Genomic DNA, 13,095 nt, shown 5'->3' on the forward strand with positions numbered 1-13,095 from the left:
CCGTTCCTGTCGGAACGGCACCCGTGTCGACGTCGAATTCAGGCCACGACGAGGTCAGCGCACGCCGGGATCAGCCGACGCCGGCGTTGAGGAAGATGCCGCCGTCGACGACCAGCGTCTGGCCGGTGATCCAGTCCGACTGCTGCGAGGTCAGGAAGGCGGCGGTGCCACCGATGTCGGAGGGCACGCCGAGCCGGGCGAGCGGGTAGGCGGCGGCCGCCTCCTCCTCGCGGCCCTCGTACAGGGCCTGGGCGAACTTCGTCTTCACCACGGCCGGGGCGATCGCGTTGACCCGCACCCGCGGCGCGTACTCGTGCGCCAGCTGCTGGGTCAGGTTGATCATCGCGGCCTTGCTGATGCCGTAGGCGCCGATGAAGGGCGAGGCCGAGAGCCCCGCGACGGAGGCGATGTTGACGATCGCGCCGCCGTTCTCCTTCTGCCAGGCGTGCCAGGTCCGCTGCGCGAAGCCGAGCGCGGAGACGACGTTGGTCTCGAAGACCTTGCGGGCCACGTCCAGGTCGAGGTCGGCGATCGGCCCGAACACCGGGTTCGTACCGGCGTTGTTGACCAGGAAGTCGACCCGGCCGAAGGCCTCCATGGTGCGCTCGACGGCGGCGGCCTGATGCTCCAGGTCGTGCGCCTTGCCGGCGACGCCGATGACGCGGTCGGCGCCCAGCCGGTCGACGGCCTCCTTGAGGGCGTCCTCGTTGCGGCCGGTGATGCAGACCCGGTCGCCGCGGGCGACGAGGGCCTCGGCGACGCCGTAGCCGATGCCGCGGCTGGCGCCCGTGACGAGGGCGACCTTGCCGGAGAGTGCGGGCAGTTCAGTCATTTCGTGATCCCCAGTGCTTCCTAGTGCTCCCTGGTGGCCTTTAGTCGAGCGGTCCGCCGGCGACGTACAGCACCTGCCCGGAGACGAAGCCGGCGGCCTCGTTGGTGAAGAAGGCGATCGCGTTGGCGATGTCGTCGGGCTCACCGACGCGCGCGACCGGGATCTGGGTGGCGGCCGCGGCCTTGAACTCCTCGAAGCCCATGCCGACCCGGGCGGCGGTCGCGGCGGTCATGTCGGTGGCGATGAAGCCGGGGGCGACGGCGTTGGCGGTGATGCCGAACTTGCCGAGCTCGATGGCGAGGGTCTTGGTGAAGCCCTGGAGACCGGCCTTGGCGGCGGAGTAGTTGGCCTGGCCGCGGTTGCCGAGCGCCGAGGAGGACGACAGGTTGACGACCCGGCCGAAGCCGGCGTCGACCATGTGCTTCTGGACGGCCTTGGTCATCAGGAACGAGCCGCGCAGGTGCACGTTCAGGACCGTGTCCCAGTCGGACGCGCTCATCTTGAAGAGCAGGTTGTCGCGGAGCACGCCCGCGTTGTTGACGAGGATCGTCGGCGCGCCGAGCTCCTGGACGACGCGTGCGATCGCCGCCTCCACCTGGGCCTCGTCGGAGACGTCGGCGCCGATCGCGACGGCCCTGCCGCCCGCCGCGGTGATCTTCTCGACGGTGTCCTTGCAGGCGGCCTCGTCGAGGTCGACGACCGCGACCGCGCGGCCCTCCGCGGCCAGCCGTACGGCGGTGGCGGCTCCGATGCCGCGCGCCGCGCCCGTGACCACGGCGACCCGCTGCTCAGTGGTGGACATTGCTGGTTCTCCTCGCCCTTGAGAAATTCCGGATGCGCCCGAGTGGTGAGCGACCGCTTAGTACCTTCGGCAGACGTGACGGTAGGAGTCCTGGCACCCGGTGTCAACGCCACACGGCGGGGGTGTGATCCATTACCTCACCAGCAGTGTCAGCAGCCGCTCGGTCTCGGCGGCGGGATCGGTGGTGAGCCCGGTGTGCACGGGTCCCGGCTGGACGACCGTCGATCGGGGCGCGATCAGCCAGCGGAAGCGGCGTCCGGCGTCGTCGCGCGCCGCCTGTCCGGCCGATGCGCCGCCGGCGCACACGCCCTCGACCGCACGCAGGGCGGCCCGCACCCCGGCCACGTCCGCGTGCGGGTCCAGCGCCAGCAGCCTCGCCTCGTCGAGATGGGTGCGGGCGCCCACGTAGTCCTGGCCGCGGCAGTACACCAGCACGCCCGCGTTGATGCACTCGCCGCGCTCGACGCGCGGTACGACGCGCAGCACGGCGTACTCGAAGACGTCCCGGTCGCCGCCCTGGCCCGGCCGGATGATGTGGCGCTCGTTCACTTGGTCCCCTTGATGCGGTCGTGGATGACGGCGGCGCGGGCGAGCAGGGGGGCGGCGTAGGCGCACCGGAGCGCGTCCGGGGTGTCGAAGCCGGGCTCGTCCGCCAGCCAGACGTCGGGGATCTCGGCGGTGACCTCGGCGAGGAGGTCGGCGGTGACCAGCGGCGCCAGCTCCGCCGCCGCGGCCGCGACGTCCGGCGCGAACGGGGTGAGCGCGTGATCGGAGACGTCGTACGGGCGGTCCGCGGAGGTCTCGGCGGTGGGCCAGTTGTGCTGCCAGATCATGGTGGCCCCGTGGTCGATCAGCCACAGGTCGCCGCGATGGACCAGCAGGTTGGGGTTGCGCCAGGACCGGTCGACGTTGTTCACGAGCGCGTCGAACCAGACGATCCGGCCGGCCTCCTCGGGGCTCACCGGGAAGGCGAGCGGGTCGAAGCCGAGGGCTCCGGAGAGGAAGTCCATGCCGAGATTGGTGCCACCGCTGGACTTCAGCAACTCCTGCACCTGCTGGTCGGGTTCACCGAGCCCCAGCACCATGTCGAGTTCCACGGTCACGAGGCGGGGCACCCGGAAACCGAGCCTGCGGGCGAGTTCGCCGCAGACGACCTCCGCGACGAGCGTCTTGCGGCCCTGCCCGGCGCCGGTGAACTTCATGACGTACAGACCGAAGTCGTCGGCCTCGACGAGTCCCGGCAGGGAGCCGCCCTCACGCAGGGGTGTGACGAAGCGGGTCGCGGTGACTTCCTTGAGCATCGCCCCAGGCTACTGGGCCAGGAACGATGCGCGGCCGACAGCTCCGCGACAGCTCTGGCTTACGCCGCACTCATCTCGAACGGGTCAAGATCTCGACACTGTCCGGACTTGGCGGGGGCACTGAACGAGCGGTGCCCGCGGCCCGTACCTCTCGGCAGATCCACGCATCCCCCTGGAAGGAACCTCCAGCATGACCAGCGCATCGATCAAGTCCGCTTCGGGGCCCGCCCGCCGCGCCGTCGTGGCAGCCGCCGGAGCCGCGGGGCTCACCGTCGCGCTGACCGCGTGCGGAGGCTCCGACGACGACTCGTCGAGTTCGTCCGCCCCGGCCGGCACGTCGGGTTCCACCGGTTCCACCGAAGCCGCGAGCACCGGCGGCACGGGCGGCGGGGACACCACCGCGGCCGGCGCCGCGCTCGCCACCACGGCCGACATACCCGAGGGCGGTGGCAAGGTGTTCGACGCCGAGAAGGTGGTCGTCACACAGCCCACGGCGGGCACGTACAAGGCGTTCTCGGCCGTCTGCACCCACCAGGGCTGCGCGGTGAAGAGCATCGCGGACGGCGTGATCAACTGCCCCTGCCACAACAGCAACTTCTCGATCACCGACGGCAGCGTGAAGAGCGGTCCCGCGCAGAAGTCGCTGCCCGAGGTGGCGATCACGGTCAGCGGCGACTCGATCACACTGGCCTGACGGCCGGTCCCGGCCGGGCGGTTCGCCGGAGACAGGACAGCACCTCGTCCGTGGTCGCGACCGTGGCGACCAACGCGAGGGTGTGGCGGATCATCGCGGGGGTGTAGTCGGCGGGCACCCCGGCGATGGCGTCCGACGGCACGACGACGGTGTAGCCGCGGTTGACGGCGTCGAAGACGGTGTTCGGGATCGCCACGTTGGCCGAGACCCCGGTCACGACCAGCGTCCGGCAGCCCAGGTTGCGCAGCAGGGCGTCGGCCTCGGTGCCCTGGACGGGCGACAGCCCGTGCAGCCGCCGTATCACGAGATCCTGCTCGGCGACCTCGATCGGCGGCGCGAGGCAGGTCGCGGCGGTGCCGGTGAGCTGCTGGACGGGCAGGCGTTCGGCCGCGCGGAACAACCGGGCGTTGCGGTTGGCGCCCCGGCCGTCGGGGCGGCGCTCGGCCACGGCGTGCAGGACCTGGACGCCGCCGGCATGGGCGGCCGCCACCAGCCGGGCGACGTTGGCGAGGGCTCCCGAGTCCCGTGCCTCACGGGCCAGCTGGGGCAGCGCCGCACCGGGTCCGACGACGCCCTGCTGGCACTCCACCGTGATCAGGACGGTGCTCGCCGGGTCGAGGAGGGCGCTGAGCTGTTCGTACGACGGCATGACTCCCCCTGGCGTCGGTGTGGGGCGGGCGACACTAACCGCCATTGCGCGCAGAAGGAAGAACACCCATGCTTTCCTGACGGAGTTTCAGGAAAGCGGCACGTACACCCAATGAAGAGAAGAATGAGGGGGCCGGATGACCGTCACTCAGCGCCGGGGCCGGAAGATCATGATGTCGCCGGGTGAACTTGACGCGTTCCTCACCCTCCAGCGCACCTGCCGGGTCGCGACCGTGTCCACCGACGGCGCCCCGCACGTCAGCGCCCTGTGGTTTCTCTGGGACGGCACCTCGTTGTGGCTGTACTCGGTGGTGCGCAGCAAGCGCTGGGCGGACCTGAACCGTGATCCGCGCGTCGCGATCGTGATCGACACGGGCGAGGAGTACGACGCGCTGCGGGGCGTCGAGCTGTCCGGTGCGGTGGAGTTCGTGGGCGAGAGTCCGCGCACCGGGGAGCTGTGTGCCGAACTCGACGCCGTGGAGACGCTGTTCGCGCGCAAGAACTTCGGCCTGGACGCGATGCCGCACGACGGCCGGCACGCGTGGGTGCGTCTCACACCGCAGAAGATCGTGTCCTGGGACTTCCGCAAGCTGGGCGGCGCGTAGAACCCTCCGGCCGGCGGGCTTCCCCGTCGCCAACGGCCCAGGAACGTCCCCCGCCGCCCTTATCCCACGGACGTACCCGCCGCCTTGAGCGCCGCGACCGCCGCCCTGATCGACGGGCGGCGGTCGGCGTCCGCCCGCCAGACCACGTACACATGCCGGCGCACCCGCTGCCGCAGGGGAACCGTCACGACGCCCTCGGGCACCGGGTGGCGGCCGAGCAGCGGTGCGATGCACACACCCAGTCCGGCGGCCACCAGCCCGAGCTGGGTGTGCGTCTCGGCCGCACGGTGGCCGACGATCGGCTCGACGCCCCGTGAGCGCAGCGTGAACATCAGCCACTCGTGACAGAACTCGCCCTCGCCCCAGGTGATCCACTCGTCCTCGGCGAACTCCCCGAGGTCCACCTCGTCGCGGCCCGCCAGGGGGTGCCCGGCCGGCATCGCGACGTCGGCGGGGTCGTCCAGGATGGGCGCCTTGACCAGGCCGTCCGGCACCGGCATCGGCTTGTTGTACCAGTCCAGGACGACGGCCAGGTCGAGGTCGCCGCGGACCACGCCGGCGATGCCCCGCTCCGGTTCCAGCTCGCACGTGCGCAGCCGCAGCCCGGGGTGCGCCTTGCGCAGCCCGGCGAGCGCGACGGGGAAGAGCCCGCGTGCCGCGGTCGGGAACGCGGAGAGCCGGAGCTCTCCCACCACCTGTCCGCGCTGGGCCTCCAGATCGGACTGGGCGAGTTCGACCTGCGACAGGATCCGGGACGCGTGCTCGGCGAGCAGCCGTCCCGCGTCCGTGAGGCGCACCCCCCGCCCGTGCTTGGCCAGGAGCCGCTGCCCGACCTCGCGCTCCAGCTTGGCCATCTGCTGCGAGACGGCCGAGGTGGTGATGTGCAGGCCCAGGGCGGCGCCGCTGACCGAGCCGTGCCGGGCCAGGGCGTCGAGGGTGCGCAGGCGCTCCAGGTTCAACATGTAAGCGATGCTACGAGATATCCCTCGGAAATTCTCGATTGTGTTACGAGAGGGCGTACAGCATCGTTACGCTCATGACTACTGTCACCGCCCCCGCGCAGACCTCCCCGCAAGCCCCCGCCCCCTCCCGCCGCGCCCTCGACTGGCGGCTCCGCTTCGGCGCGCTGTCGCTGATCTGGGGCTTCAGCTTCCTGCTCATCAAGGTCGGCACCGGGGGCTACGCGCCCTTTCAGGTCACTCTGGGCCGGTTGGCGTTCGGTACGGCGATACTGGCGGTCGCGATGGCGGTGAAGCGCGAACGGCTGCCGCGCGGGGCCCGCACCTGGGCCCATCTGACGGTGGCCGCGTTCCTGCTCAACGCCCTGCCCTTCTCCCTCTTCGCCTACGCCGAACTGAGCATCCCGTCCGCGCTGGCCGGTATCTGCAACGCGACCTCACCCCTGTGGGGCATGGCCCTGTCCCTGGTGGCACTCTCGGAGGACCGGCCGACCCGGCTGCGCGTCGCGGGCCTGGGCCTCGGCTTCCTGGGCGTCCTGACGGTACTGGGCGCCTGGCAGGGCTTCCACGGCCTGGACACCCGGGGCACGACCCTCGCCCTGCTGGCCTCGCTCAGCTACCCCATCGGCTGGATCTACCTCCGCCGCACCCTGGCGCACACCGGTTCGTCGGCCCTGTCGATGACCGGCGCGCAGCTCTTGCTGGCCACACTCCAACTGGCCGTGGTCACCCCGGTGTTCACCACCTTCCCGAGCCGATTCCCCCTCGTCCCGCTGCTCGCGACCGCCGCTCTGGGCGCCCTCGGCACGGGCCTCGCCCTGCTGATCCAGTACGGCCTGGTCGCGGAGGTCGGTCCTACGACGGCCCAGATGGTCACGTACTTCATCCCGGTCATCGCGACGGCGGCCGGGGTCGCGATCCTGAACGAGCCGTTGAGCTGGTCGACCCCGGTGGGCGCGGCAATCGTCCTGGCGGGAGCGGCCCTGACCCAGGCACGCGGCAAGTCCTGAGGGCGGGTGGGTGCGGCGCGCCGTACCGGGCGCTCACCCGCCCGCATCGCCCTCGCCCTCCCCCTCGCCCTCCCCCTCGCCCTCGCCCTCGCCCGGACGTTCCGCGCGCTACACGTACCCGCGCACCCCGCCAACCCGGACAGCGGAGGCGACGGCGTCCGCCAGTGGGCCGACCTCCTCCGGGCCGAGCGTCGAGACGGTGATCCGGATCCCGGGGGGAGCCTCGATCCGGAAGCGCGCCCCGGGCGCGACCGCCCACCCCGCCTGGAACAGCCGGGCGACAGCCCCCGTCTCGTCCGGCACGGGAACCCACACGTTCATCCCGCTGCGCCCGTGCGCCTCGACCCCCCGCGCGGCCAGCGCGGCGATCAGCGCGTCACGCCGGCTCCCGTACGCCCCGGCCACCGCCCGCGCGTCCACCGTGCCGTCGGCCCACAGCCGCACCACCGCGCGCTGGGTGATCCGGCTGACCCAGCCGGGTCCGAGCCGCTGCCGCCCCCGCACCCGGTCGAGGGTGAGGTCGTCCCCGGTGAGGACCGCGAAGCGCAGGTCGGGTCCGTACGCCTTGGCCGCCGAGCGCACGAAGGCCCAGTGCCGGGTGACGCCCGCGAGAGGGTGCAGGGGGAGATCGACGATCCGATGACCGTGATCGTCCTCGACGAGCACGGTCGAGGGGTGCTCCCGCAGTACGGCACGCAGGGCACGCGCGCGTGCGGCGCTCACCGCCGCGCCGGTCGGGTTCTGCGCCCGGTCGGTGACGATCAGGGCGCGAGCCCCGGCCTCCAGGGCGCGGCGCACCTGCCCGGGCAGCGGACCGTCGTCGTCGACGCCGACCGGAACCGGGCGCAGCCCGAGCGCCGGGACGAGGTCCAGCAGGGAGCCCCAGCCGGGGTCCTCGACGGCCACGGTGTCGCCCGGCCTCACATGGGCGGCCAGGACGCGTTCGATCGCGTCCAGCGAACCGGAGGTGACGGCCACGGGCCCGGCCGGCACGCCGTCCGCGTCCAGGTCGGCCCGGGCCAGCCGCGCCAGCTCGGCTTCCACCGGAGCGTGCCCGTACAGGACCGGCTCCCGGTCGCCCTGCGCGGCGGCCCACGCGAACGCCGGCGCCAGTGGTGGCAGCAGAGCCGTGTCCGGGTTGCCCGCGGCCGCGTCCCGTACGCCCTCCGGTACCTCGACCCGGAGGAACTCGCGGCCGGTCGTGGCGGGCTTCGAACGCACCCGGCTGCCCCGCCGGCCGTCGGTCTCGATCACTCCGCGCTCACGCAGGGTGCGATAGGCGGCCGCGACGGTGTTCGGGTTCACCCCCAGCGTGGTCGCCAACTCCCGCATCGGCGGCAGCAGTTGCCCCGGCTCGAGTTCGCCCGCACCCACCGCCGCCTCGATGCTCGCGGAAATGTCCACTGCGCGTCGGCCTTTGATCCGATATTCTCCTAGCACAAAGCATATTATGCACTAGTGCAATGGAGAACGCCATGCAGGGGACCCCGGAGACGACGACACGAGCCGCCGCCTACACCCCGACCGACCGCACGGTCCCCACCCGGTCCGCGCAGAAGGCCTCGTACGACAAGGAACTGGTGCACGCGATACTGGACGAGGGCTATGTCTGCCACCTCGGCTTCGTCCGCGACGGCGCGCCGGTCGTGCTGCCGACCCTGTACGCCAGGGTCGGCGAGACGCTCTACGTGCACGGCTCCACGGGCTCGCGTCCACTGAGGATGACGGGGCAGGCGGACCCGGGGCTGCCGGTGTGCCTGACGGTGACGCATGTCGACGGCCTGGTGCTGGCCCGCTCGGCCTTCCACCACTCGATCAACTACCGCTCGGTCGTGGTGCACGGCGTCGCGTACGACGTGACGGACCCGCGGGAGAAGCTCGCGGCCCTCGACGCCCTCGTCGACCACGTCGTACCGGGCCGTGCCGCCGACTCGCGCCCCGCCGACAAGAAGGAGCTGGCGGCGACCGCGGTGATCCGCCTCGACCTGACCGAGGTCTCGGCCAAGACCCGCACGGGCGGGGTGAACGACGAACCGGAGGACCTCGCCCTCCCCCACTGGGCCGGGGTGCTCCCGCTGCGCAAGGGCTACGGCACCCCCCTCCCGGAGGCCGACCTCGCCCCGGGCACCGAACTCCCCGGCTACCTCGGGGCGCTGTGATGCTCGTCCACCCCTGGGACGCGCCCCACGACGACGCCGAGTGGCAAGGCTGGCTGTCCGCCCACGACTTCGGCCAGCTCGCGGTCAACGGACCGGCGGGCGAGCCCCCGTTCGTCCAGCCGCTGCACTTCGCCTACGACCGCGCCGTCGGGGATGCCGTCACCCATCTGGCCCGCCCCAACCCCGTGTGGCCGGCCCTGGAGGCCAACCCGACCGTGGTACTGAGCGTGGTCGACGACTACGTGTTCGTACCCGGTCCGTGGCAGGCACCGCCGGGCGCCCCCGCCGAGCACGGCACCCCGACGAGCTTCTACGCGGCGGTCCAACTCCGCTGCACGGCGCACATCGTGGACGAGCCGACCGCCAAGGCCGTTTTGCTCGAACGCCAGTTGGGCCACTTCCAGCCGGAAGGCGGCTCCGCACGGCCCGCGGTCGGTGAGGCACCGTACGGGCGGATGCTCTCCGGCATCCGGGGCATCCGGCTCGAAGTGACCGGCGTACGTGCGAAGTTCAAGTACGCGGCCCACCGGCCGAGCGAGACCCAGGACCGTATCGCGGCCGGCCTGGCCGCCCGCGGCGGCCCACGGGACGCGGCGGCCCACGAGCACCTGTCGCGGCGACGCCGGACCTGACCGCGCGGGGTGACGCACGGGACGGCGCGTTCGGCCACCATCGGGTCGGCACACTCGGCCGCCGTAGGGACGGTCCGGCGAGATGCTGCGTCCCGACCGTCCGGGTAGGAGGGGGATCCGGCCGTCAGACGGTGATCAACCGACGCGGGACCGACCCGGCCGCACGGCGCGCCGGACCCGGTCCGAAGACGTGAGCGCCACCTCAGGCGGCCGTGCCACGGGCCGACAGCTCCCTTTCGGGACCACCGCCGGCCACCGGCTGCGGGGAGTTCTTGGCCGGCGCGGACGACTGCGCGATGAACGCCCCGAGGAGCACCACAGCACCGCCCACGATCTGCGGCGCCGAGAGATGCTCCCCGAGCAGTACCCACGCCAGGACCGTCGCGATGACCGCCTCCAGACAGGCCACCACTCCCGCCACCTGGGGAGAGAGCCGCCGCACGGAGACCACGCCGGTGACGTACGCGACCACGGTCGCGATGAGCACGATCCAGGCGAGCAGCAGCCAGGCGGGGACCTCGGTGCCGTTCATGCCCGCGGTGTGCGCGAGCACGGACCAGTCCATGCCCCACGGGCGGGAGACGGCGGTCAGGACGACGGAGCCCACGAGGAGGCCGTACGCGATGACGCCGAGCGGGTCGGGGACGTCGTCCCCGGAGTCACTGCCCTGGTCGGACAGGACGAAGTAGCCGACCTGGCAGCAGGCGGCCGCGAGCGCGAGCAGCAGCCCGAGGGCGTCGAAGCTCAGCCCCGACCAGACCTCGACGACACAGGCCAGCCCGCCCACCGCGAGGACCACACCGAGCGCGGCGGCGCGGGTCACCGGCCGTCGCTGCACGAACCGTACCCAGCCGAGCACCAGCGCGGGCGCGAGGTACTCGACGAGCAGCGCGACGCCGACCGGGATACGGGAGATCGCGGCGAAGTAGAACGCCTGCACTCCGGCCACCCCGAGCAGGCCGAACCCGGCGAGCAGCGCGGGGCGGCTGCGCAGCAGCGCACGGTGGCGCCAGGCGAGCGGCAGCATCACCAGGGCCGCGCCGGTCACCCGCAGCCACACCACGTGAAGTGGGTCGAGACCCGCCTCGATCAACGGCTTGGCGGCGACCCCGGAACCGCCGAAGGCGATGGCCGAAGCAACTGCAAGGCCGAGCCCGACGCCCTTCCCGCGGCTTCTCTCACTGCTCCCATACGTACGCACCGGCACATGATGACAGGCGATGACATGAGCGTCACCCCCGTTGACACCTGTCTCAGCGGCTGGACGCGCGGGGCGGGGCGAGGGGGGTGGGGCGAGAGGGAGGTGGGGCGAGGGGGCACGGACAGGAGGTTCAGGAGGCGGGTTCGCCGTCTTCGGCGAAGGTCTCGTACTGCGCGGGACCGTCCTCGATCCGGGCGCGCAGCTCGTCTACGTCGACGGCCGCGTGGGTCAGCACCTCGACGGCTCGCGCCCGCGGGTCCGCGACGATCGCCGCGAGCAGATCGACGCCGCGGGCCTGCGCTCCGTCGCGCCGGGCGGCCCGCACGCACGCGTGCTCCAGCGCGGCCGCGGCCAGCGGTGAGAGACCCTCGACGACCGTCACGACGGGCAGGGCCCCGGAGTCCTCGACACCGCTCCGCCAGCGCAGGCCGTAGCCGATGCTGCGCTGGACGAGGTAGCCGAGCAGCCGGGCGAGCCGGGGTCCGCCGTCGAAGGCTGCCCGCACCTGCGGATCCTGCTCCAGGAGCGAGTGCAGCAGGTGGGCGGTGTCGATCTGCCGGTCCCCGTCCCGCACCGCGCGGCGGCGGGCGGCGGCGAGCGCCGCCGCGGGCTCCGCGGCGAGCCTCGGGTCGTCGTCCGTGCCGTGCGTCGCCGGGTAGTGAGGCGACAGCCGGGAAGTACGGAATTGCACCAGCCCACCCCATCAGTCCCGGCCGGGTGCCGTCATCCCCGGCTGGAAGCATCTTCGCGTCCCACGCAGAGCGGACCAGGACCGCCGAGATCTCCTCCCTGGGGATGAGATCAGGCCGTTCCCTCCGCCGGAGCGCGCGCCGCCTTGCCACACGCCCCCGCGCGACCACCCGGGCCCGTCCGCACGTGCCCCACGGACGTGGGGAGCGGGTAGGGTGCCGAGAGAATCCATATTTCCTGACGGTTCGTCAGTATTGAATGTTGGCGGTCCTGGAGCTACGTTCCGCGACACCGCAGCCGAGTTGCCGGACACGAAGAGGTGGTCGCATGGCCGAAGTCAGCGCGGAGGCACGCATCCAGGCACCGGCCGAGAAGGTGTGGGCCCAGCTCACCGACTGGCCGACGTACGGGGAGTGGAACGCGACCCACACCAACTTTCCCAAGGGCGGCCCCGCGACCCTCGAAGTGGGCGCGACCTTCCAGGAGAACATGAAGCTCATGGGCTTTCCGGCCGAGGTCGAGTGGACCGTGGCGGAACTGGAGCCCGCCAGGGTGCTCGCCATCCACGGGAAGGGCCCGATGGCGGTGTCCGTCGCGACCCGCTACACCCTGATCCCCGACGGGGACGCCACCACGGTCCGCATCCACGGCGAGTTCACGGGCGCGGCCGTGTCACTGATGGCGGGCAGGCTCAAGGACTCGGGTACGGCCGCACTGAACGAGTCGCTGCGCAAGCTGGGCGGACTGGTCGGCTGACCGGGCCGGGTGCCGCTCGTCCGGGGCGGGGCGCTCACCCCGGACCCCGTACGAAGGCGCCCCGCGGACGACTCCGCGGGGCGCCTCGGCATCGCCGTACGGCCTATCGGTCCTTCAGCCCTCTTCGGCGAGGATCAGGTACAGCTTCTTGCGGGCCTCGTTGATGACCGTGAGCGCCTTCTCGCGCTGTTCCTTGCTGCCGGTCTTCCACACCTGCCCGAAGGCCTCCATCAGACCGAAGCCGGCCTGGCGGATCTCGCCGAGGGCCTCCCAGTCGACCCCGCGCGTGGCCTCCTCCCAGGGGGCCTCGGGGCCGTCCTCGGCGGCCGTGCGGCCTTCTTCGGTGAGCGAGAACAGCTTCTTGCCGCCGTCGCTCGCACTGCTGATCAGGCCCTCGTCCTCCAGCAACTGGAGGGTGGGGTACACCGAGCCCGGGCTGGGCTTCCACGCCCCGCCGCTGCGCTCGGCGATCTCCTGGATCATCTCGTAGCCGTGCATGGGCCGGTCCTTGAGCAGAGCCAGGATCGAGGCCCGTACGTCACCGCGCCGCGCCCTCCCCCTGGGCCCGCCGCGCCCTCGTCCGCCCCAGGGGCCTCCGAAGCCCGGCCCGAAGCCCGGCCCGAACCCCGGGCCGCCGGGGCCACCCGGACCGAAGGGCCCGAAAGCCGCCCGTCGTCCCTCGAAGCCGCCTCGGCCGCGCCCGGGGCCGTCCTGTCCATGTCCACGCTCGAATCCGTGGGTACGCATCGCAAACCACTCCTTCATTCCATCGTTGATCTGTCGCGATGCGTCAACGATATATCGGT

Annotated in this window: 16 protein-coding genes; 6 read left to right on the plus strand and 10 right to left on the minus strand. The window is 72.2% G+C overall.

All coding sequences use genetic code 11. From position 1 onward, the window contains the following. Window positions 1–70: 70 nt before the first annotated feature. The 4 genes from ACFWBB_RS32565 to ACFWBB_RS32580 form a co-directional block, all read right to left on the minus strand. Window positions 71–832 carry an SDR family oxidoreductase gene (locus ACFWBB_RS32565; protein ID WP_385279564.1) on the minus strand — a complete coding sequence of 254 codons (762 nt, stop codon included), beginning with the start codon at window positions 830–832 and terminating at the stop codon, window positions 71–73. 40 nt (window positions 833–872) lie between these two features. Further along, window positions 873–1,634 carry a 3-oxoacyl-ACP reductase FabG gene (gene fabG, locus ACFWBB_RS32570; protein ID WP_385279567.1) on the minus strand — a complete coding sequence of 254 codons (762 nt, stop codon included), beginning with the start codon at window positions 1,632–1,634 and terminating at the stop codon, window positions 873–875. Between the two features lie 132 nt (window positions 1,635–1,766). Next, entirely contained in the window at window positions 1,767–2,183 is a 417-nt protein-coding gene (locus tag ACFWBB_RS32575) for a DUF3037 domain-containing protein (RefSeq protein WP_385279570.1), read from the minus strand. Then, complete coding sequence (locus ACFWBB_RS32580; RefSeq protein ID WP_385279573.1) at window positions 2,180–2,935, minus strand: HipA family kinase; 756 nt, start codon at window positions 2,933–2,935, stop codon at window positions 2,180–2,182. Before ACFWBB_RS32580 ends, ACFWBB_RS32575 begins: the two co-directional genes overlap by 4 nt. A gap of 190 nt (window positions 2,936–3,125) precedes the next feature. Between ACFWBB_RS32580 and ACFWBB_RS32585 the strand changes: the two genes are divergently transcribed. Next, on the plus strand, window positions 3,126–3,629 hold the full coding sequence (locus ACFWBB_RS32585) for a Rieske (2Fe-2S) protein (RefSeq protein WP_385279576.1): 504 nt from the start codon (window positions 3,126–3,128) through the stop codon (window positions 3,627–3,629). Here ACFWBB_RS32585 and ACFWBB_RS32590 read toward each other — a convergent pair. Then, a complete protein-coding gene (locus ACFWBB_RS32590; RefSeq protein ID WP_385279579.1) occupies window positions 3,616–4,278 on the minus strand; it encodes a cysteine hydrolase in 663 nt (220 codons plus the stop codon). The genes ACFWBB_RS32585 and ACFWBB_RS32590 overlap by 14 nt on opposite strands. A gap of 136 nt (window positions 4,279–4,414) precedes the next feature. Between ACFWBB_RS32590 and ACFWBB_RS32595 the strand changes: the two genes are divergently transcribed. Beyond that, the gene (locus ACFWBB_RS32595; protein WP_366884380.1) at window positions 4,415–4,882 is read left to right on the plus strand and encodes a pyridoxamine 5'-phosphate oxidase family protein; all 468 of its coding nucleotides are present in this window, start codon (window positions 4,415–4,417) and stop codon (window positions 4,880–4,882) included. Between the two features lie 59 nt (window positions 4,883–4,941). Here ACFWBB_RS32595 and ACFWBB_RS32600 read toward each other — a convergent pair whose 3' ends face one another. Further along, window positions 4,942–5,844: a LysR family transcriptional regulator gene (locus ACFWBB_RS32600; protein ID WP_385279584.1), complete on the minus strand. Its 903-nt coding sequence runs from the start codon at window positions 5,842–5,844 to the stop codon at window positions 4,942–4,944. Window positions 5,845–5,918: 74 nt separating this feature from the next. Between ACFWBB_RS32600 and ACFWBB_RS32605 the strand changes: the two genes are divergently transcribed. Continuing rightward, window positions 5,919–6,851: a DMT family transporter gene (locus ACFWBB_RS32605; protein ID WP_385279587.1), complete on the plus strand. Its 933-nt coding sequence runs from the start codon at window positions 5,919–5,921 to the stop codon at window positions 6,849–6,851. A gap of 108 nt (window positions 6,852–6,959) precedes the next feature. On the opposite strand, the gene ACFWBB_RS32610 is transcribed toward ACFWBB_RS32605, so the two are convergent. Beyond that, window positions 6,960–8,291 (minus strand): aminotransferase class I/II-fold pyridoxal phosphate-dependent enzyme, encoded by a 1,332-nt coding sequence (locus ACFWBB_RS32610; protein WP_385279589.1) that lies wholly within the window; start codon window positions 8,289–8,291, stop codon window positions 6,960–6,962. Window positions 8,292–8,326: 35 nt separating this feature from the next. On the opposite strand from ACFWBB_RS32610, the gene ACFWBB_RS32615 reads away from it, so the two are divergent. Continuing rightward, window positions 8,327–9,010 (plus strand): pyridoxamine 5'-phosphate oxidase family protein, encoded by a 684-nt coding sequence (locus ACFWBB_RS32615; RefSeq protein ID WP_385279593.1) that lies wholly within the window; start codon window positions 8,327–8,329, stop codon window positions 9,008–9,010. After that, window positions 9,010–9,642 (plus strand): FMN-binding negative transcriptional regulator, encoded by a 633-nt coding sequence (locus ACFWBB_RS32620; RefSeq protein ID WP_385279596.1) that lies wholly within the window; start codon window positions 9,010–9,012, stop codon window positions 9,640–9,642. Before ACFWBB_RS32615 ends, ACFWBB_RS32620 begins: the two co-directional genes overlap by 1 nt. Before the next feature lie 202 nt (window positions 9,643–9,844). Here the strand turns inward: ACFWBB_RS32620 and ACFWBB_RS32625 are convergent, their stop codons facing one another. Both ACFWBB_RS32625 and ACFWBB_RS32630 read right to left on the minus strand, forming a co-directional pair. Continuing rightward, a complete protein-coding gene (locus ACFWBB_RS32625) occupies window positions 9,845–10,849 on the minus strand; it encodes a DMT family transporter (protein ID WP_385279598.1) in 1,005 nt (334 codons plus the stop codon). Between the two features lie 124 nt (window positions 10,850–10,973). Continuing rightward, the gene (locus tag ACFWBB_RS32630) at window positions 10,974–11,534 is read right to left on the minus strand and encodes a Clp protease N-terminal domain-containing protein (RefSeq protein WP_385279601.1); all 561 of its coding nucleotides are present in this window, start codon (window positions 11,532–11,534) and stop codon (window positions 10,974–10,976) included. Between the two features lie 326 nt (window positions 11,535–11,860). On the opposite strand from ACFWBB_RS32630, the gene ACFWBB_RS32635 reads away from it, so the two are divergent. After that, window positions 11,861–12,289: an SRPBCC family protein gene (locus ACFWBB_RS32635; protein ID WP_385279604.1), complete on the plus strand. Its 429-nt coding sequence runs from the start codon at window positions 11,861–11,863 to the stop codon at window positions 12,287–12,289. A 114-nt stretch (window positions 12,290–12,403) separates the two neighbouring features. On the opposite strand, the gene ACFWBB_RS32640 is transcribed toward ACFWBB_RS32635, so the two are convergent. Beyond that, a complete protein-coding gene (locus tag ACFWBB_RS32640) occupies window positions 12,404–13,036 on the minus strand; it encodes a PadR family transcriptional regulator (protein ID WP_385279607.1) in 633 nt (210 codons plus the stop codon). Window positions 13,037–13,095 lie beyond the last annotated feature (59 nt).

Origin of the sequence: Streptomyces sp. NPDC060000 (genome assembly GCF_042737375.1) — a bacterium.
In the GTDB taxonomy this organism is placed as follows: domain Bacteria; phylum Actinomycetota; class Actinomycetes; order Streptomycetales; family Streptomycetaceae; genus Streptomyces.